The following is an 18,375-nucleotide window of genomic DNA, read 5'->3' on the forward strand; positions in this document are numbered from 1 at the left end:
AGGGATGCCTTTTTTTAATGTACCATCCCTTTTAAATAGCAGGCAAGCTGAAGCCTTAATACATCATCTGCATTTTGAAAAGAGATCGTTAACTTTTCTTCGATTTTTCTTAATCGCTGATACAAAGTATTGACATGAATGTGTAATTGTTTAGCAGTCTCCCCTACAGAGCCATTTTGTTTTATATACATAAGCAAGGTTTCTTCTAGTAGGTGATGCTTTGTTTTCTCGTTTCGTAACGGAAGGAACACTTCATTCACGAAACCTAGAAGTTCTTCCTGTGTTTGATGGATAAATAGTCGATTCACACCAATCTCCTGATAATGCATGATACCCCAGCGCTGGCGGGTCATTAAAAACGACAGTGCTTTATCTGCTTCATTATAGCTTTTTGCTATTTGATCCATCCCCGAATACAATGTACCAACTCCAATTTTCAATGAATTGTTTTTAACCTTCTCCCAGCTTCCTTGAAATTGCTGCACGAGGTGTAGTAGCTCATTACTTATACGTTTAAATTGGCAAAGGACCGTTATTTTATGACCAAAACCAAACACTATTGGGGCATGATCCTGAAAATGTTTTTTAATTTCACTAATCAACAGATGTACTTGCATATCCATTGCTTGAATATCTGTGCCCGTAGATAATTGAATTAAAACGACAGCATAATTGGCATTTGACTGAATACCAAGCTCTTCCCCTTTTTTCATGAGTTGCCCAGGGTCCTTAGACGTTAAAAAATCATGAAAAAGATCATGTGTTTTTTTATAAAACGAATCTACTATTGTTTGCTTCCGTATCAGCTCTAGTGCAATAATGGAGCTTGCCTGTTCAATAATTAATTTGTGAATCGATTCTAGCTTTTGTTCATTGATCTCGATAAGCAGTAAACCAAGAATTTGACCAACACCGATGATAGGCTGAATATAGTAATCAACTTGCTCATTCTCTACTTCAAGTGAATAAAATGCTGGCGTTTCTGTTAAATGTACAAAACGGAACAAATCACCCTTTTCAATCCAATGACGTGGACTTGCATAAATTGAATCATCCATTAAATCCATAATAACGAGGCGTAAATTTAACATATGTCTTATTTCATTAACAATGACTTGCATACCTGCATTTTGCAAGGAAAGTTTCATAAAGGTGTGGTGGATTTGATCCCGTTGGAGTAGCAATTCATTTTGAAGTTTTAAATTCTGAAATAGTTTTGAATTCGTAAGTGCAATGGATACTTGATCCGAAAAGCTTTCTAACAGTTGTTTATCTTCTATAGTTAGTAAGGCATTTTCTCCATTTTGATAAATAATAACCACACATAATGTCTGCTCTTCTACAGCAATTGGAACAGCAATAACCGATTGTAAATATTCAAAAGTATAGGCATTTAATAAATGACGTAAATTCTCTTCTGTCACAGAAGAGGAGGCTTTTAAAACGTCTGTATACGAATTTAAAATCATAGATTGGTTATCTTTGAAAGTCTTTCCGATAATCCCTTCGCCAACTTTCATGCGCATATTTTTAATGTCCTCACCAGGTCCCCCCACCCAAGCCTTTGGTACAAGTGCAGCTTCACTTTCATCATACATCCATAAAACTCCAAAGTCTGCAGACGGTATAACCGATAGCGCATTCTCCAAAATCTTCGTCAACAATGTGTGTATATCATTTAGTACTGAAATTTCCCGTATACTTTCCATCATTTTGTCTCGAATAAATTGCTCTTTTTCTAACATTAATTCCAAATAATAAGCATGAAGTAATGTTTCGATTGCTTGGTTTTCCGTAGCTGATAGTGCTCTATGGAGCCGTAAGACCAATTGTCTTTTTTCATGGAATTGAAATTGATACTCATATACGTCTATATTTTTCTTGTCATGTGAAGGAGCCAGTTGTTCTTCCATCCCCTGAGAAATGACAAGAGAGAAACGATCCTCATTGATATTTTTCCATATCTGAAATTGCGAAAGATTGCAAAAGTCAGATAGAAATTGTTGTAGCCTATCTACTATTAGCATCACGATATACCTCACCCTTTATGTATATATATCTATATTTAACGCCTTTATTATATGAAAACATACATTGTTAGAAAAGTCTAAATTTTTTATACTTTGCAATATAACCAAATTTACTATAGCTAGGAGGACAAACGATGACAGCAACAACTAAAGCTCGAAATACAAAATATATTGTTATAGCCATGTTATTTTTAGGATGGTCGTTAGGGAATTTTGATCGTTTCATCATAAACTTTGCCATTCTTGATATTTCAAAGGAATTACAATTAACTGAAGCATTAACTGGCATTGTTTTAAGTAGCTTTTTTGCAGGCTATGCTTTAATGCAAATTCCTGGTGGCTGGTTAGCCGATCGCTTCGGCTATCGAAAAGTGCTCATTTCAACCATTTTAGTGTGGTCAATCTTCACCGTATTAACGGGAGCTGCCTGGTCTTTCCTTTCTATCATTGTCATTCGATTCCTGTTCGGGGTTGGTGAAGGTAGCTATTTCCCTGCTGCTTCAAAAGGTATTGCCAATTGGTTTCCTGTCGATGAGCGCAGTAAAGCTATGTCCATAATGTTAACATCCGGCTCCATTATGGGCGTCGTAGCACCCATTGTAGGAACATATCTCATGCTGGCATTAGGCTGGCGAGATATTTTTTATATCGTAGGGGCCATCGGTATCGTTGTTGCACTTTGTTTCTTCTTCCTAGTGAAGGAAAAAGAAATACCAGCTATCCATCAAGTACAAACACAAACTTCAAAAGCACCATTAAGGGATGTCTTAAAGACACCTATGATATGGAAGTTGTTTATTGCCTACTTTAGTATTTATGCAGTGAACTGGGGCTTAACCTCTTGGATGCCTACGTATTTATCTAAAGTAAGGGGTTTGGAGTTGACTGCTGTCGGTATCTACTCAGCCATTCCTCCGTTTGTAGGAATCTTTGCAATGCTGTGTAGCGGTTATATTCTAGATAAAATGCCACAAGGACGAGATAAACTTGTAGCAGGAATTTTCGCTATTATTGCAGGTATTGGTCTTTTACTCATGGCGAATGCACCGAGCATGCTAGTCTTTACAATATGTCAAAGTATTGTAACCGTCATGCTATCCTTTAATATTATTTTAATTACCTCTGTGCCACTGAAGATTTTACCAGAGGCAGTTGTAGGAACGGCAAATGGCTTTATTAATACCGGTGCACAATTTGCAGGCGTACTAACACCTATGCTTATTGGATTTTTAGTGGAGGCTTTCGGTGGTTCATATAGTCCCGCATTTGCTATGTTAATTGGCTTTACCATTGTGTGTGCTGTGTCATTATTCATGATTCGTCCAACTAAACAAACAGTTGTTATCAATCCCCCTTCCATAAACGAGATCATTGACTAAGGAGTGAAAGATTATGAGTTTAACTGAAAAAATTGCAAACTATATCGATCAAAAAAGTGGGCTGTACAAAAATGTAAGCGATAGCATCTGGGACTATGCTGAAACAAGATTTGATGAAGTACGCTCCGCTGATTTACTATGTAAAACATTAGAGAATGAAGGTTTTCATGTCGAAAGAGGTGTTGCGAACCTTGAAACTGGCTTCATTGGTACCTTCGGAAATGGGAAACCTGTAATTGCCATTCTTGGTGAATATGATGCACTTGCAGGTCTTAGCCAACAGGCAGGGAGTGCGAATTATGAACCGATCATTCCGAATGGTAATGGCCATGGCTGTGGTCATAACCTTTTAGGTGTCGGGGCACTTGCTGGAGCCATCGCTACTAAACAATACTTAGAAGATAACCACTTAACGGGAACTGTCAAATACTTTGGCTGTCCAGCTGAAGAAAGTGGCTATGGCAAATCCTTTTTGGCAAGGGATGGTTATTTTAAAGATGTAGATGTTGCTTTTTCATGGCATCCAGGAACGATTAACACTGTTATGCATGCGAGAGCAAATGCCGTTATTAATGCTACTTTTAAATTTAAAGGACGTAGCTCCCATGCTGCGGCATCCCCTCATTTAGGGAGAAGTGCATTGGATGCCGTAGAGTTAATGAACGTTGGTGTTAACTATTTACGTGAGCATATTGTAGATGAAGCGAGAATTCACTATGCCGTAACAAATACAGGGGGCGTTGCACCAAATGTAGTACAAGCAGAGGCTGAGGTGACTTATTTGATACGAGCACCTAAACCAAATCAAGTCAAGGACTTATATAAGCGTGTCCTCAATTGCGCACAAGGAGCTGCTTTAATGACTGAAACAACTGTAGAAGAGCAAATTGTTGGCTCTTGTCATAATTTAATCCCTAATAAAACATTGGAAAAAGTGATGCATCAGCATATGCAGGATTTGGGTAGTGCAAAATTAACAGAAAATGATATTCATTTTGCCAAGGACATCTATAGCACGCTATCCGAAGAGGAAAAGAAGGTAGCGGCTTTACAAGTAGGAAAAGAAGTAGCACAGATGCTTGTTGACCGACCTATTATTGATTTTCTTGCACCACTTCCAGAAGAACCATTTTTCATGGGTGGCTCAACAGATGTGGCAGATGTTAGCTGGAATGTCCCAACGGCTCAATGCTCGACAGCTACATGGGCATTTGGCACACCATTCCACACATGGCAGGCAGTCGCACAAGGAAAATCATCCTATGCTCATGAGGCGACGATGCTAGCTGGAAAGGCGATTGCTTGTACAGCCATTTCTGCGCTAGAAAATCCTACATTGATCGAAAATGCGAAGGCAGAATTAGTGGAACGTCTCGGTGGTGAAACATATGAAGCTTTGATTCCAAAAGATTTAATCCCTCCTAAATCAAACCGAGAATCAGCTGCAATAATGGCATAACTTGTACAAAATAAGACTTTCTATCATCAACAATAGAAAGTCTTATTTTTTATCGGTTTATATTTGTTATAGCCTCTCTTTCTAGGCCAATCATATTAATCATTTAGTTGTTGTCCAGGATGGCATAGATACACTGCTAGGGGAAATGTTCGATAAATGACATGAGTTTTTTTAAATTCTTTTTTAAAATAATTAAATTTTTTTCTAAAAAGTTAAAACTTTTTCAATTGGTAAAACGTCTAATAATTGGTAACAGAAGTTAACCTAAAGGAGAATGGATAAACATGAAAAAACCTGTTAAAAAAACATGGCTTTTGGCTTCAGCGCTTACACTAGGAATGGCTGTCTTAACACCGCTTCAGGCTGGTGCGACATCTGTAGAAACAACAAAAAATGTCACAATTCAAATAGAACACCAAATAAAAGGGACCATTAAATATTTTGATGGCTATGGCTTAACTATGAAAGGAACAGATGGAAAAAATTATTTCATTGGCTTACACAAGTTCTCTGATAAGCAAATCGAGCAATTAAAGCTTGTAGAAGGTCAAGAAATTTCTGTTGAGGGCACTATTCTAAAAGATTACTCAGACTTCTTTACCTTTGACGTATTCAAAAAAAGTTTACCTAAAGGGGTAACAAAAGAAGAGATTGTCCAATTAGAAAAGCTTTTTAACGACTTAAAAAAGTTTGAAAAAGAAGAGAATTATGAGGAAATGGATCGAATCTATGAGGCGATGAATGCCATTACAAGACCGTATGAATTAGCAAACTGGCAACCAGAGCCCTTTGAGGAATTTATCAATGAAGCAGCTTTCGCTGAAAAAAATATCGTTATTAAAGCACAAGATAAAGAGCAGCTAAAAACACTTTATTCAGAATGGATAAAATTTGTAAAAGAAGATAATATGGATGCAGCTCAAGAAAAAATAGATAAAATTTATTCGATTCTTGATATTTATTACGCAGAACTATATCCACCACTTACGTTTGAACAATATATGGCAGACTTCGAAGTAGAATTAACAAAAGAGGAACTAGCAGAACTAAAAACGGTCTATGAAGATGCTCAAAAAGCAGACAAAGAGAAAAATGAAGAGCTTTCAACGAAGCTTTGGGAGCAATTTTACGAAATGCTAAACTCACACTTTAAATACGAGCCTATTTCTTTTGAAGAATATATGGCTGATATTGAATTCGACATTAGTCAATCAGATTACACTAAATTAAAACAGCACTACGAAGAAGCCGTGAAACTTGAGCAAAATGGCGAAGAAGAAAAAGCTGGCGAGCAATGGGAGGCCTTCTACAAAATTTTAGATCCTTATTATGAAGCTAATAGAGACATCCTAATCTCAGCATCTAAACTAACAATAAATGGGCAAGTTGTACTTCCAGAACCAGAGCTAACTCAATAAATTTTTAAGGGCTCTCCTATTGATATAGGAGCAGCTCTTTTTGATGTGACGAAATTGTCATGTTATCCCTTAAATAGTCATGTTAATCGATGGTTTGACCATAATTTGCTTGTTATAGTAATCCATGTTGAAACAAACAAATTACATCTTAAGGAGAAAATCTACATGACAATGTTCATAAAAAAATTCGTGATGATGGCTGTAATGTTCGTATTTTTTACTTTCATACCCGAAGTAGTACAGGCAACATCGAGGGATACCATTCATAAAATTGACCAATTTATTGAGGAACAACAAAACATTAGTAAAATCCCAGGTCTTTCAGTCATCATTGTTGATAAGGGCGAAACCGTATATCAAAAGAGCTTTGGCTTTGCTGATACAGAAACAAAAACGCCTGTCACATCTGATACCCTTTTTGAGCTAGGGTCCACATCTAAAGCATTTACAGGGCTTGCTATTTTACAATTAGAAAAGCAAGGTTTGTTAAAACGATCAGATGATGTTCGAAAGTATATCCCGTGGTTAACATTAACCTTTAATGGCGAGGAACAGGTTATTACCATTCAGCAGTTATTGTCACATACCAGCGGAATTCCCTCAAATTCAATTACTCGGATTCCAGAAAGTACGGCTGATAACGCTCTTGAGCTAACGGTCAAAACATTACTGGACCAACAGCTAAATCGTAAACCAGGTAGTTCCTTTGAATATGCAACAATTAATTATGATGTCTTAGGATTAGTAATTGAACAAGTTTCAAAACAGCCATTTGATCGGTATATCCAACAAAAAATTTTACAGCCAATTGGTATGAATGAATCTTTTGTAGGAATTCACCAGGTACATTCTTCAAAAATGGCTTCTGGTTATAAAATAGGTCTGATGAAAGAACAGCCATACATACCACCTGTCTATCGCGGCAATATCCCTGCAGGCTATGTCATCAGTAACGCCAATGATATAGCGAGATGGTTAAAATTACAGTTAGGGAACAGTAGCATCTATTCTATCAGTAACCATGTAATACAAGAATCACATACTCCAGATCAAACAGTGGAGCCTTTTGATACCAATACTTATTATGCAAACGGTTGGGCCATTGTGGAGAAGGATAAAAAGCCATACATTTACCATGCTGGTGAAAACCCAACCTTTACCTCGTACTTCATCATGCAACCTGATGAACAAATAGGCGTAGCTATTTTAGCCAATATGAATACAAGCTTTACGACAGCGATTGGACAAGGTGTCATGGATATATGGGAAGGTAAAACGGTTCAAGGACAACATGTTAGTAGCTATCAAAAACTAGATAAAATTGTAACTATTATAAGTGCCTTCGTCATCGTAATCAGTATAATATTCTGTTATCTATTATTTAAAATTGCACAAAGATTTTATAAAAAACAACGTGAGGTCGCAACATTAAATTATAAGAGAATTTCCCTTATTTCTGTCCATATAGTAATTGTTGCTTTGCTAATGGCAGCTATATTTATAGTCCCAAATATTGTCGGCTTAAATTGGACATTTATAAAAGTTTGGGCACCTACTTCTATCACGGTATTATTGTATAGTACCATTATGGCAAGCTCCCTATATTTATTATTAGGTTTATCACTCACTGTTACTAAAAAGAATATCTAAGAAGATTTATTTTAAAGGAAAGCTTCCATTATGGAGTATGGTCTACATCAGTTCATCTGTGCTACCATTCACCATTGCCATTCTTGATCGGTTTTCTTTTGTCCAATATAGAATCATCGACTAGACGAAAACCCCCTCTCCTTTCAACGTCTTGACATACAATAAATTGAAGAAAGGAGAGGTCTTTATGGGATACTACGGAAATGCAGGCAATTATAATTGTTGTTACGGCGGCTATGGTCATGGCTATGCTGGAAGTTATGGTGGAGGCTATGGTAACGAGTATGGCGGTGGTTATTGCATGGACTATGGTAAGAATAATAGTTCACCATTCGTATTAATTGTTGTACTATTTATTCTGCTCATTATTGTAGGCGCAACATTCGTAGATAAAGAATATTAATTTTTAGCATCTTTCATTACTGGTAAGAAATCTCATATTCTAACGCAAAAGGGTCGCTGTCAGGTGACCCTTTTTATTTATAAAATTTACTTTCAGCCCGTCTCCCCTAGTAGCTTAAAACCATATGTTTATTTCAACAAAATCGTCAGAAAATGAAACGAACTACAACTTTGAAACGTAAATATACTTAAGTAAAGTTAGTAACTATTATTGAAAAAGGGGATGAGTTCCATGATCGAATGGTGGCAAAAAAGGAAAAAGAAAACGAGAAGAAACAGAAAGAGTTATAATAAGTCCCCTCTAGTAGAATTATTTATTAACGTACTATTTTTGATACCTGAATTGTTTTTATTCCCATTCAGATTAATTTATTGGTTGTTAAGAGGGGTGGGAAGATTTATTGGAGAGGTCATTTAATTTTTTTCTTGAACTTGGATGCTGTGATCTCTTATTTTAATTGTTTTACACAAAAAACACTCAAAAACTTGTATTCATAAGATTTTGAGTGTTTTTTATTTTTCAAGGAGTGAATTTTGAATGGACAGCATCCTACTGTTTTTTTATATAGTAAATAAATGCATCAAATTGCTGTATCACGAGCCATCATAAATACCATATAAACTTATGCAAACAGCTGTTAGAGAGAACACCTTTTTATCTTCTATCCAAAACAGCCCATACAAAAAGGCAATTCAAGAAAACGGTAAGATATCATAAGTTACTTAAACTTTTGAATATCCACCATATTTTCTTAAACTGCCCATTAAAAATCAATTAATTAGATTCTACAGTCGTGTTCTTAGTGTCTTTAGAGTAATTATACTTTGATGGATCTACAGGTGTATACCCTGTTGGTGTATAGAATCTCAATAAGTCACCATTGACGACTTGATCCGATAATTTTAGTTTATGATCTACTTCGTTTTTCATCGACTTAGCAAAGTCTAATTGACTATCATCTAGAGGCAAACCTGTTTTATTATCATAAAATTTTTCATTAATTGAATAAATCGTAGGACTAACAAAATCTCCATTTCTGAATGGTACGATTTCATCATGCTCTTCTGATAATAAATCAGAACCAAATTGAATGAAATTTTGCGTATCAATTCCTAGTAAATGCAATAACGTTGGAAGAAGATCTATTTGGCCACCATAAGTATGGTTAGTTCCACCTTGCATTCCTGGAACATGGATAAATAATGGTACGCGTTGCAAATTAGCACTTTCATAAGGTGTAATTTCTTTGCCAATCACTTGCTCCATTGCTCTATTATGATTATCTGAAATACCGTAATGGTCACCATAAAGAACAATCATCGAATTATCATATAGGCCCGACTCTTTTAATTGATTGAAGACCTGTTTGATTGCTTCATCTGCATAGCGTGCTGTTTGGAAATAATTATCAACACTTGCATCGCCAGTATTCGCTTTATCAATTGTTACTAAATCTTGACTCATTTTATACGGATAATGGTTACCTACTGTAATTAATTTTGTATAAAAAGGTTGTGGTAACGAACTTAAAAGACTTTGTGATTGTTCAAAGAACGGTTTATCTAACAAACCATATTCAGCCATATCACCTGAAGAACCAGTATTATAATAACTTGCATCAAAGAAATGCTCGTATCCAAAGGACTTATAAATCACATTTCGGTTCCAGAAGCTTCCGTTATTCCCATGGAATACAGCTGATGTATAACCATGATCTTTTAAAATGCTTGGAGCAGCCTGGTACGTATTTTGTGCTTTTGTAATATAAGCAGACCCTTGTGGTAACCCAAATAAAGAATTTTCTAGCATAAATTCAGCATCTGAAGTTTTACCTTGACCTGTTTGATGGAAGAAATTATCAAAATACATTGTATTCTTATCTTTTGTTAATGAGTTTAAAAATGGTGTAACTTCCTCACCGTTTAATTTATAGTTGATAAGAAAATTTTGGAACGATTCTAAATGTAAATAGATAACGTTCATGCCTTTTGCTGCACCAAAATAGTCTGCATTAGGTTTGGCATGATTTGATTTTGTATAATTAATTACTTCTGTCGTATCACTACTATCTGCCAAAGCTCTCTGTGAAGAAGCTTTCATAGTTTCTACTGAATCATAAATCGTATAGTTATACATCCCTAAATATTTCACAATATAGTTTCTATCAAAACCTCGTGTTAACAATTGTGGACGACTAGTTTCAGCTAGGCCTAAATTTACAATGGATACTGCTAATGCTAATGCAATAATTGCCGTTGCTTTTTTATACCCTACACGTTCAGTTTCTTTTTGTATTTTTCTTGAGAAACGTAGATAGAACATGACAAGAACATCCACAAAGAACAAGATATCATAAGGCTTAAGTAAAGAAAGAACACTACCACCTAAATCGCCAAAGTTCTGTGTTTGGAAAATTGTTGGTAATGTAATGAAATCACTAAAAAATCGGTAATAAACAATATTGGCATATAAAAGAATAGACATCAAAGTATAAACTATTACTAAAGATGAATATTTTCTTTTTCCTTTAAATAAAAATGAAAATCCTAGAAACAGCATGGCTGATCCTAGTGGATTTAATAGTAAAAGGAATTGTTGAAGAGCTCCTTCTACACCTAGTTCAAATTGTGTTATTTGAGTGATATATGTTTTAATCCATAACATTAAAACAGCTATAAAATATATTCCTAAAAAGTTGTTGAATAGGTCATCTTTTTTACTTACTAGATTTTTCATTACTACACCTACCTTCTACTTATTAAATTAAAAATCTAGTTGTATATGAACGTAGACTATAAGTATTGTAATGCATTGCATTAGAAAAATGTTACTTCACAATAACTTTTTTTAGTAGCTAATGTATAGTACTCCCCATTTAGAAATCTGTCAAGTTGTTAACTAGCACTAAAGACAATTAGTATAAAAATTTCTAGTTACTGTAAATATCATCATAAAAAATACCCTGCAAATGTTAGCCTGTTGACTATTATTTACCGGGCAATATTAACTATCATATTCTTTTTATCTCCTTTCAGTTCAAGCATGCAATTGTTTCATTGCTGTGCACACTTTTTTTGTAGAAAGTTGAAATTTATTGCATGATCAACTAATTTATTTATCCTAGCCTATGTATATCTATTTACTGGATGCTCATGTATATTTTGATCATTTACTCACTTAAATATGGACAAATTTTTCTGCTAAACTTATTTATAAAAACAAAAAGCCATACAACCATTGTTGCTATATGGCTTTGCTAGAAATCCATGCAGAGAATTTATGTGGCTCTTATTGAGTCTCTACACTATTTCTTATTCGCTATCATTCATTTCTAATTTTTTTTGTACAGCTTTAATCATTCGAGCAGACCCATAGCAAATTTCCCCATTTTTCATTAGAATTTCTTTGTTCTTAAAGTCAACTTCCTGTATATTGTCTATATTCACTACGAAAGAATTATGGCAACGAATGAAGCCTTCATACTCTTTCTCTACATCTTTCAACTTCCCATAAAACTCTACTTGGCGATTGTCCAAATGTAAAACAACTTTATGTAATGGGGAGGATTCAAAAAACATGATATCATCATAATTGACACTAATAATTTTATCTGCAATTCTCTGAACAAATTTTTTATTAGAAGTCCTGTTTGTTACTTGCTTTCTTTCATTTGCCACCTTCAAACAGCTAACAACTTTGCTCTGTATAGAATTAACATCATCTTTAATAATAAAATCCATCGCGGCTACCTTATAAATGAAATTTAAATAAGTAAGTTCGGAGTGAGTAGTGACAAAAACAATATCACCTGTTGGATCAATTTTTCTAATTTCCGCGCCAAGTGTGATGCCATTCATCTCATGATTCAAGTCGATATCAAGAAAATATAAACCTGATCGATTGCTCTCTTTTATATACGTTAATACTTCTTCTGGATTTGCGGTTGTTAGAACCAGTTGCATATCAAGGTTTTCAATCATAATATAATTAGAGACATACCTGGCTATCCTTTCTCTTTGTTCCTTTTGATCTTCACAGATAAAAACATCAATCATCTTGATCCCTCACTTTAAAATTACAATTTCCTGCTTAAAATAATTATCCTCTATCACTGTATCCAACCGTGTCTTATTTTCTTGATCTACCATTTTCTTCAGACTATTCAGCCCCAACCCTCGATTTTCTCCTTTTGTTGAGAAACCTTTTTCAAAATATTGAAAGAGCTTATGCCCAGTATCTCTAAACGTATTCCAAACCACAAAGGATACTGATTGTTCAAGTTCTACAAATCCAACTCGAACCATCCCCTTTTCTACTTCTTCTGCTGCTTCAATTGCATTGTCTAAAATAATTCCGATACAGCGGCACAACAGTACACTATCCATATTCAGATCATGTATTTCGTTAGGACATTCAAAAACCACATCTATCCCCTTTTCCTGTGCAGTAATCAATTTGGAGGATACCAAACCTTTTACTTCAGGAATTTTAATTTGAGACAAACCCCTCATCTTAAAATCATTGTCACGAATCTCTTGACTGACACGCATTATATTGTCATTAAAATAGCTCTCTAAAGCTGTCATATCACGATTGGTGATGTATTCAGACATAGAAGACAGGATATTGATGTAATCATGGCGAAAAGTTCGCATTTCATAATAATTTTTTTCCAGCTGTTCCGTGTACATTTGTATACTGTTTAGTTCAATTTCTTTTTCCCTCATCTCAAACTGCTTTCTGAAGGTATATACTAGAAACGACAAGCTGACAGCAAAAATAGCAAAATAGATAAATAAGTACATGGTATTCATCAATACCAGCGTATTTTGGTTTCCCGTTAATCTTACATACACAATCATTGTAAAATAAATCACATATGTAAAAAGCCCCAGGAAAGCTAAAATACGCTGTAAATTCCTGTCATTCTCATCCTTTTCAAAAATCCGAATATTCAATCTTTTCCAAAAAGTTATAAAGATAAGCCCAGTAATTAGGGTAATAAATTGATGAAGTAATATCACCGGAAAAATGGTTTCATTTGATTCTGAAACAGTACTAATCTCTAAGACTTTTCCCATAATAAAAGTTGTTAAATGATCAATCAGAATCATAGCAATCAATAAAATTGATGCGTCGTACAATGCAGGTATCCATTTTCGATAGGTATGCTTTAAAATAGCTAGAACAAATGCAAATATTAATAATGAACCAAAAATGTCTAAATAAGGATATAGCCAGGCCATCATTAAACTAAATAAGATGACTGCAATAATATTTTCCTTTTGAAAGAAACGTTTACCTAAAACAAAGCTTACCAAAATACAATAAATTGCTACTTGTATGAATGCTAATATAGTCAATCACTGACCCCTCATTTCTATATAGTAAACTTTCACTATATATTATACTATAGATCAGTAAATTGTAATATCAGGTAAATTTATACTTTTTGCTTAAAATCTACTTCTTTAATTCCTCTGGAATTTCTGGTTCAAAATTATACAACAAACAGAAATTCTCCACGCTTAACGCACCTACTCCAATAAATAGATTGATTAAACCTTCAGTAAACATTCTTTGAATTTTTTTCATTTTCATCTTCCTCTCTTATTTATTAATATTTTATATGTTATTGGAAGGATACAAATTACAGCTAGTAAACTTCCAAAAAATACTTGATTGATTACTACTTGTGAACTAGTACTAACCATAACTGCCACACATATCGAATAACCTATAATGGCTCTGTTTCTCAGCCTTGCTCTTAACACCTTATCGTTAATGCGGTTCTTTTCTGTATCTTGGGGGGCATACTTATAAAGACAGCTATATACAGCTAGAATAACAATCCAGATAATCGGTTCTGATAGTGAAATATCTGGTACCATTATCGGTAATATTCCGAATAGGAAAACACTTATTAAAGTGCAGGTACTACTTTTTTGAGCATGAATACCTCTAGCATTTAGCCTTATCAAGAAATAAGCACTGTGAAAAATAAATGTCAGCCAAATAGAATGAAGTAAAAATGCTGTCATATAAACTGGAATTGCTTTACCCATATTTATGAGGCAAACTTCAATACCTAATTTACACTTCAACTCTTGAATTCTAGTCAGGTTATGTCTTTTTTTTAATTTCCTAACCATATATTCTGACAACACTTCTTCTCTGAATCCTCTTAGCAATACTTCCATTTTTACCCCTCCCTTGTTTTTCTTTACAATTATAGGATAACCTTCTTTACTCTATTATTATCAAAAGTATATTAGGTTATTCATTTCATTACATAAATGTTAAAAAAAAATAGGAAAATACACAGTTATGAGTATTTTCCTTACAATCATGATTTATTTTATACAAGCGACTAACTCATTACTTTCGAGTGGTTCCACCCTAGTTATACAAACTCAACTAAATATTTTGGATAAAGTGTAACCGCTTCACTGTACCCTTGGAGATCCATTCGATTTATACAGACTTTGTTTCTAGTTGGGAAAAATTCATTTTGCCGCATTTTATTATATAATTTGAATAACTGAATAAATAGAATTCTCTCTAAGAAGAAACACATCAGTAATTCTTCATGATGCATTATTGCTGCATTCTGCTCTCCTTCTAATGAAAACTTAGGAATCTCGAATTTGGTTGTATTAATTAATGGACCTATCTCCAAACTATTTTCCTGACAGCTCAATGCCAGTACATAGTTTGCAAAAGAGTCTATTTGAGTTGTCTCTACAATTTTCTTTTGTGTTCCAATTAGCAAATCAATATTGTTCTGTTGTTTCTCATCGTATACAGTTTGAATAAACGGTGATTTTTCCAGAAACTCTTGAACATTTGGGAATTTATCTTCTAAAAAGACTTGAACGTTAAATATTTTCCCCGTCTCAATAATTTTTTCTGCAAAAATCACGTATTCACTAATCGCTTCTGTTGATATAAAATACGGGGTAAAGAATTCCGTATAGCTTCTAACTAGATTCAAAAGATCTCTAGATTTTTGTTTTTCATAGAAAGTAAACAGTTTAGAATCCTTTTCCAACAGTTGCTTCCCAAGCCTATTCTCCGAACTGTCTGTTGTTTCATCTATACCATGATAGACAATTTCTTTTAATTTATTAAACTCCATATCTTTGACTTTAAAAGCCATGACGGTTTCTAATGTTACACAATCCTGAATCATAAAGAAATCGTTGACTTTTTTTACTTGATATTTCAATTTTAAGCAATACATATTCCATCTCAGCTCCTTTCTAGCCTAAAAGAAATGCATACAAAGATGTTTGATTATCTCTCAAAAGTCTTGATAACTCAATATCATAAAAACCGCCTAAGGGTACACTTTCCAATCCTAGATAGTTCGCTACTAACTGAATATTCTGTCCAATATGTCCAGCCTCTTGTTGCACCAACTTGTACGAGATATCTGTATACTTCCCAGAGATCTCAGACATGTCACAACTTAATGCAATAGCGAACTGTGCTGTATTAGCAAGATACTTTTGAATAAATACGTTACTGATTTCATTCCACGGCTGATATTGTTTAACCAATAACTTGTGAGTATCACTATTCAGCCGCATAATATTTCCCTGCTCTATTAAATCAATATCTACCAATTGCTCGTTGAATAAAAAGTAAATGTTGACATAATACTGTGCCCCACCGGAAGGGTATGTACGACTCTCTCTATCTCCGCCAATCATAGCCAATTGAGCAAATTGTGCCATTAACTTTCTATCAACCTTTACCTTGGCTTTGAATGGTTCCCTTGCCGAATATCTTGTAGCTAAAATTCTTTCAAATAAATTTTCTTGGTCAACTGTATAATCCAAATCAATTAGTGGATAATTACCATTTCCCTGTATTTCCCTCGGTCTGTGAGCATATACTTGAGTATTGGTGAATTCAGGTTCATTGATCGACATCATATGATAATCCATGAATTTTTTTTCAATATTCCGCTCACCTTTAAAGTTCCACAAATTAAACTCCCCCTTTTAAGAAATCATCCAGCTTTAAGGAAAGCATCTGAGAAAATGAATTCAAATTCCGGAGAAACGCCTAATCGATTATTCAGCATATGAAGATGAGAGATGACTATATAAAAGGCGTACTCTGGCTCGTAAGTCGTTTGACATAGTTTTATTTGGGCAAGCAATGACTTAAAAACCTTGAGATACGGCTGATAGATTGCAGTCGCAAGTTCTCCCTTTTTCAAGCTACTAATTCTGTTGCTAATCACTTTGTATAAATTCTCCGAAGTCTTATTCTTAGAAAATTGTGTCCATATTTCTCGATACGCAAGGAACATTGTCTCATGCTTCTCAATATATCCTAATTCTTCAGCAACTTCTGTACAGAGGTACATGAGATCAATTGCTAATACATAACGTTGATTTCGGTTTAGCTTTTGAATAATTTGCCCAGCAAATCTTGACGAGTGTACAAACATTTCTTCGGACAGTCCCATCGCTTTCTCTCCCCCATAACGGTTAAGCTCTGGTACATAATCAATTGTTTGAATTGAAAAATTCGGATATGGAGCAGTTGGTTTAATGCCTTCTGTCTGTACAATCGCATCATCATATGAAATAGGTTGGAACGTATGATTCTTATGCTTTTGATGAAATCTCTCCAGTAATTGATTTAAATCTTTTTCAAATTTATCTGCTACTTCAGGTTCTGTTTGGTATCTCAATCGGATATGAGGACCCCCATCCCAATAGCGAATGAAGAAATATCGAACCTTTTCTTCATCTAAATAAGGCAACAGACAATCTTTTAAAAATTCCTCAATTAATAGATAATCATGAATGAATAAGTGTTTAGATATCCACATACTACTACTCCCCTTTATTTTAAAAATATACTGTGACTTGTATTCCAGCTCTTAAAAAGATTTAATGAGTAGCCAATCTGTTTATTTTCTTCTAAATTGAATTTCTCTTTTATTGTAGTGTCATTATAATTTTTAATCCCACGAGCTGCTAATCCATATTTCGCTGCAATAATGGATAAACGTTGAGCAAAATGACCAATCTTCAAAAACATTTCATCATAATCATGTCCCGTATTTTCAAATGTAAAGAAGAACCAATAATTCATTCCCTCTAGATTAGTGAAATCTTGATATTCATGTAACATCTTCTTATACATAAATTTTTCATTGGGTTGAATAAATTCACACTTTTCTCCAATCTTGTAAAACCCGCTTCTGAAATCAGTAATATTATCTATAAAACTCCACAAACCTATTTCAGGATAGTCTTGCACAGCTACTTGACACTCCTTCAATAACTGACGATGAGTATCAGCAGACAAAATCTTTCTTACGACTGCGTCACCTCGAATATTTTGCTCCGATACCCTTTTCCTGAAAAATTCTGTTTCTGGTTGCTCTTTTATATCTTCTGTACTCAAATGATATTCTTGATCCATAGCTATTTCTAAAACAAGAGGAATTGTGACAAATTCACGTGGTTTCTCCAACGAAATCGTTGTTAGTCTACGATGCCGAATTTGATGACCATTTAAAACAAAGTCAAGATTATAGAGATAGTGGCCTGTATTCAGTAAACCTAGCATCGTTGAAAAATCACCATAGATTTTTTGGAGCTGACGATTATCATTTACTATGACTAGATAGTCTTTTTCCGCATTCAATCCTTTAAAATACTCTTGCTTATACACATAAATTTTGTCTGTTAATGCATTGTAAACAAACATATGTGTCTTATGGACAAACACCAATTTGAGACTATCAATATTTCTAGCTTTTGGAGAAAAAGAGTGGAAATAGTATTTGCTGAAAAAATCTATCCGTTGTATCATTTCTAAATAATAGTAGAGATCATAAATAATCGAACTCCAGCCATCACTTTTTCCAAGCTCTTTCAAAAATTTCATGTCAATCACATCTATATGATTTTTAAACAACAAATCTCCATCAATTTTTGCAGCAGACAATGTTTGCTTATAACGATCCTCCCCGAATCGTTCTAAATAATGTTGATCAATCATCCTT

General features: G+C 34.3%; 15 protein-coding genes. 5 read left to right on the top strand and 10 right to left on the bottom strand.

Annotation, left to right across the window (positions count from 1 at the left end; all coding sequences use genetic code 11):
• Positions 1 to 14: 14 nt before the first annotated feature.
• Positions 15 to 2,027 carry a helix-turn-helix domain-containing protein gene (locus OU989_RS15885; RefSeq protein WP_274793982.1) on the bottom strand — a complete coding sequence of 671 codons (2,013 nt, stop codon included), beginning with the start codon at positions 2,025 to 2,027 and terminating at the stop codon, positions 15 to 17.
• A 137-nt stretch (positions 2,028 to 2,164) separates the two neighbouring features.
• On the opposite strand from OU989_RS15885, the gene OU989_RS15890 reads away from it, so the two are divergent.
• The 5 genes from OU989_RS15890 (at position 2,165) to OU989_RS23750 (ending at position 8,339) form a co-directional block, all read left to right on the top strand.
• On the top strand, positions 2,165 to 3,409 hold the full coding sequence (locus tag OU989_RS15890) for an MFS transporter (protein ID WP_274793983.1): 1,245 nt from the start codon (positions 2,165 to 2,167) through the stop codon (positions 3,407 to 3,409).
• Positions 3,410 to 3,422: 13 nt separating this feature from the next.
• Positions 3,423 to 4,868, top strand: coding sequence for a M20 family metallopeptidase (locus OU989_RS15895; RefSeq protein ID WP_274793984.1), 1,446 nt, complete (start codon positions 3,423 to 3,425; stop codon positions 4,866 to 4,868).
• A 284-nt stretch (positions 4,869 to 5,152) separates the two neighbouring features.
• The gene (locus OU989_RS15900) at positions 5,153 to 6,286 is read left to right on the top strand and encodes a hypothetical protein (protein ID WP_274793985.1); all 1,134 of its coding nucleotides are present in this window, start codon (positions 5,153 to 5,155) and stop codon (positions 6,284 to 6,286) included.
• 165 nt (positions 6,287 to 6,451) lie between these two features.
• Positions 6,452 to 7,936 carry a serine hydrolase domain-containing protein gene (locus OU989_RS15905; protein ID WP_274793986.1) on the top strand — a complete coding sequence of 495 codons (1,485 nt, stop codon included), beginning with the start codon at positions 6,452 to 6,454 and terminating at the stop codon, positions 7,934 to 7,936.
• A gap of 187 nt (positions 7,937 to 8,123) precedes the next feature.
• Positions 8,124 to 8,339, top strand: a complete 216-nt coding sequence (locus tag OU989_RS23750; protein ID WP_396631778.1) for a YjcZ family sporulation protein — start codon at positions 8,124 to 8,126, stop codon at positions 8,337 to 8,339.
• 774 nt (positions 8,340 to 9,113) lie between these two features.
• On the opposite strand, the gene OU989_RS15915 is transcribed toward OU989_RS23750, so the two are convergent.
• The 9 genes from OU989_RS15915 to OU989_RS15955 all read right to left on the bottom strand — a co-directional run bounded on the left by OU989_RS15915 (position 9,114) and on the right by OU989_RS15955 (position 18,371).
• Entirely contained in the window at positions 9,114 to 11,075 is a 1,962-nt protein-coding gene (locus tag OU989_RS15915; protein ID WP_274793987.1) for a lipoteichoic acid synthase, read from the bottom strand.
• Between the two features lie 575 nt (positions 11,076 to 11,650).
• On the bottom strand, positions 11,651 to 12,394 hold the full coding sequence (locus tag OU989_RS15920) for a LytR/AlgR family response regulator transcription factor (protein ID WP_274793988.1): 744 nt from the start codon (positions 12,392 to 12,394) through the stop codon (positions 11,651 to 11,653).
• Positions 12,395 to 12,403: 9 nt separating this feature from the next.
• Complete coding sequence (locus OU989_RS15925) at positions 12,404 to 13,702, bottom strand: sensor histidine kinase (protein WP_274793989.1); 1,299 nt, start codon at positions 13,700 to 13,702, stop codon at positions 12,404 to 12,406.
• 100 nt (positions 13,703 to 13,802) lie between these two features.
• Complete coding sequence (locus tag OU989_RS15930) at positions 13,803 to 13,934, bottom strand: cyclic lactone autoinducer peptide (RefSeq protein WP_274793990.1); 132 nt, start codon at positions 13,932 to 13,934, stop codon at positions 13,803 to 13,805.
• Between the two features lie 2 nt (positions 13,935 to 13,936).
• On the bottom strand, positions 13,937 to 14,539 hold the full coding sequence (locus OU989_RS15935) for an accessory gene regulator AgrB (protein ID WP_274793991.1): 603 nt from the start codon (positions 14,537 to 14,539) through the stop codon (positions 13,937 to 13,939).
• A 203-nt stretch (positions 14,540 to 14,742) separates the two neighbouring features.
• Positions 14,743 to 15,582, bottom strand: a complete 840-nt coding sequence (locus OU989_RS15940) for an ABC transporter permease (protein WP_274793992.1) — start codon at positions 15,580 to 15,582, stop codon at positions 14,743 to 14,745.
• 19 nt (positions 15,583 to 15,601) lie between these two features.
• Positions 15,602 to 16,333, bottom strand: a complete 732-nt coding sequence (locus OU989_RS15945; protein ID WP_274793993.1) for a SagB/ThcOx family dehydrogenase — start codon at positions 16,331 to 16,333, stop codon at positions 15,602 to 15,604.
• A gap of 23 nt (positions 16,334 to 16,356) precedes the next feature.
• Entirely contained in the window at positions 16,357 to 17,190 is an 834-nt protein-coding gene (locus OU989_RS15950; RefSeq protein ID WP_274793994.1) for a thiopeptide-type bacteriocin biosynthesis protein, read from the bottom strand.
• Positions 17,191 to 17,204: 14 nt separating this feature from the next.
• Positions 17,205 to 18,371, bottom strand: coding sequence for a hypothetical protein (locus OU989_RS15955; RefSeq protein ID WP_274793995.1), 1,167 nt, complete (start codon positions 18,369 to 18,371; stop codon positions 17,205 to 17,207).
• Positions 18,372 to 18,375 lie beyond the last annotated feature (4 nt).

It is taken from the genome of Lysinibacillus irui (genome assembly GCF_028877475.1).
GTDB classification, from domain to species: domain Bacteria; phylum Bacillota; class Bacilli; order Bacillales_A; family Planococcaceae; genus Lysinibacillus; species Lysinibacillus irui.

Bases quoted from the DNA above. Each gene is read 5' to 3' on its own strand.
- OU989_RS15885 (WP_274793982.1), bottom strand. From the start codon at position 2,027: ATGCTAATAGTAGATAGGCTACAACAATTTCTATCTGACTTTTGCAAT.
- OU989_RS15890 (WP_274793983.1), top strand. From the start codon at position 2,165: ATGACAGCAACAACTAAAGCTCGAAATACAAAATATATTGTTATAGCC.
- OU989_RS15895 (WP_274793984.1), top strand. From the start codon at position 3,423: ATGAGTTTAACTGAAAAAATTGCAAACTATATCGATCAAAAAAGTGGG.
- OU989_RS15900 (WP_274793985.1), top strand. From the start codon at position 5,153: ATGAAAAAACCTGTTAAAAAAACATGGCTTTTGGCTTCAGCGCTTACA.
- OU989_RS15905 (WP_274793986.1), top strand. From the start codon at position 6,452: ATGACAATGTTCATAAAAAAATTCGTGATGATGGCTGTAATGTTCGTA.
- OU989_RS23750 (WP_396631778.1), top strand. From the start codon at position 8,124: ATGGGATACTACGGAAATGCAGGCAATTATAATTGTTGTTACGGCGGC.
- OU989_RS15915 (WP_274793987.1), bottom strand. From the start codon at position 11,075: ATGAAAAATCTAGTAAGTAAAAAAGATGACCTATTCAACAACTTTTTA.
- OU989_RS15920 (WP_274793988.1), bottom strand. From the start codon at position 12,394: ATGATTGATGTTTTTATCTGTGAAGATCAAAAGGAACAAAGAGAAAGG.
- OU989_RS15930 (WP_274793990.1), bottom strand. From the start codon at position 13,934: ATGAAAAAAATTCAAAGAATGTTTACTGAAGGTTTAATCAATCTATTT.
- OU989_RS15935 (WP_274793991.1), bottom strand. From the start codon at position 14,539: ATGGAAGTATTGCTAAGAGGATTCAGAGAAGAAGTGTTGTCAGAATAT.
- OU989_RS15940 (WP_274793992.1), bottom strand. From the start codon at position 15,582: ATGTATTGCTTAAAATTGAAATATCAAGTAAAAAAAGTCAACGATTTC.
- OU989_RS15950 (WP_274793994.1), bottom strand. From the start codon at position 17,190: ATGTGGATATCTAAACACTTATTCATTCATGATTATCTATTAATTGAG.
- OU989_RS15955 (WP_274793995.1), bottom strand. From the start codon at position 18,371: ATGATTGATCAACATTATTTAGAACGATTCGGGGAGGATCGTTATAAG.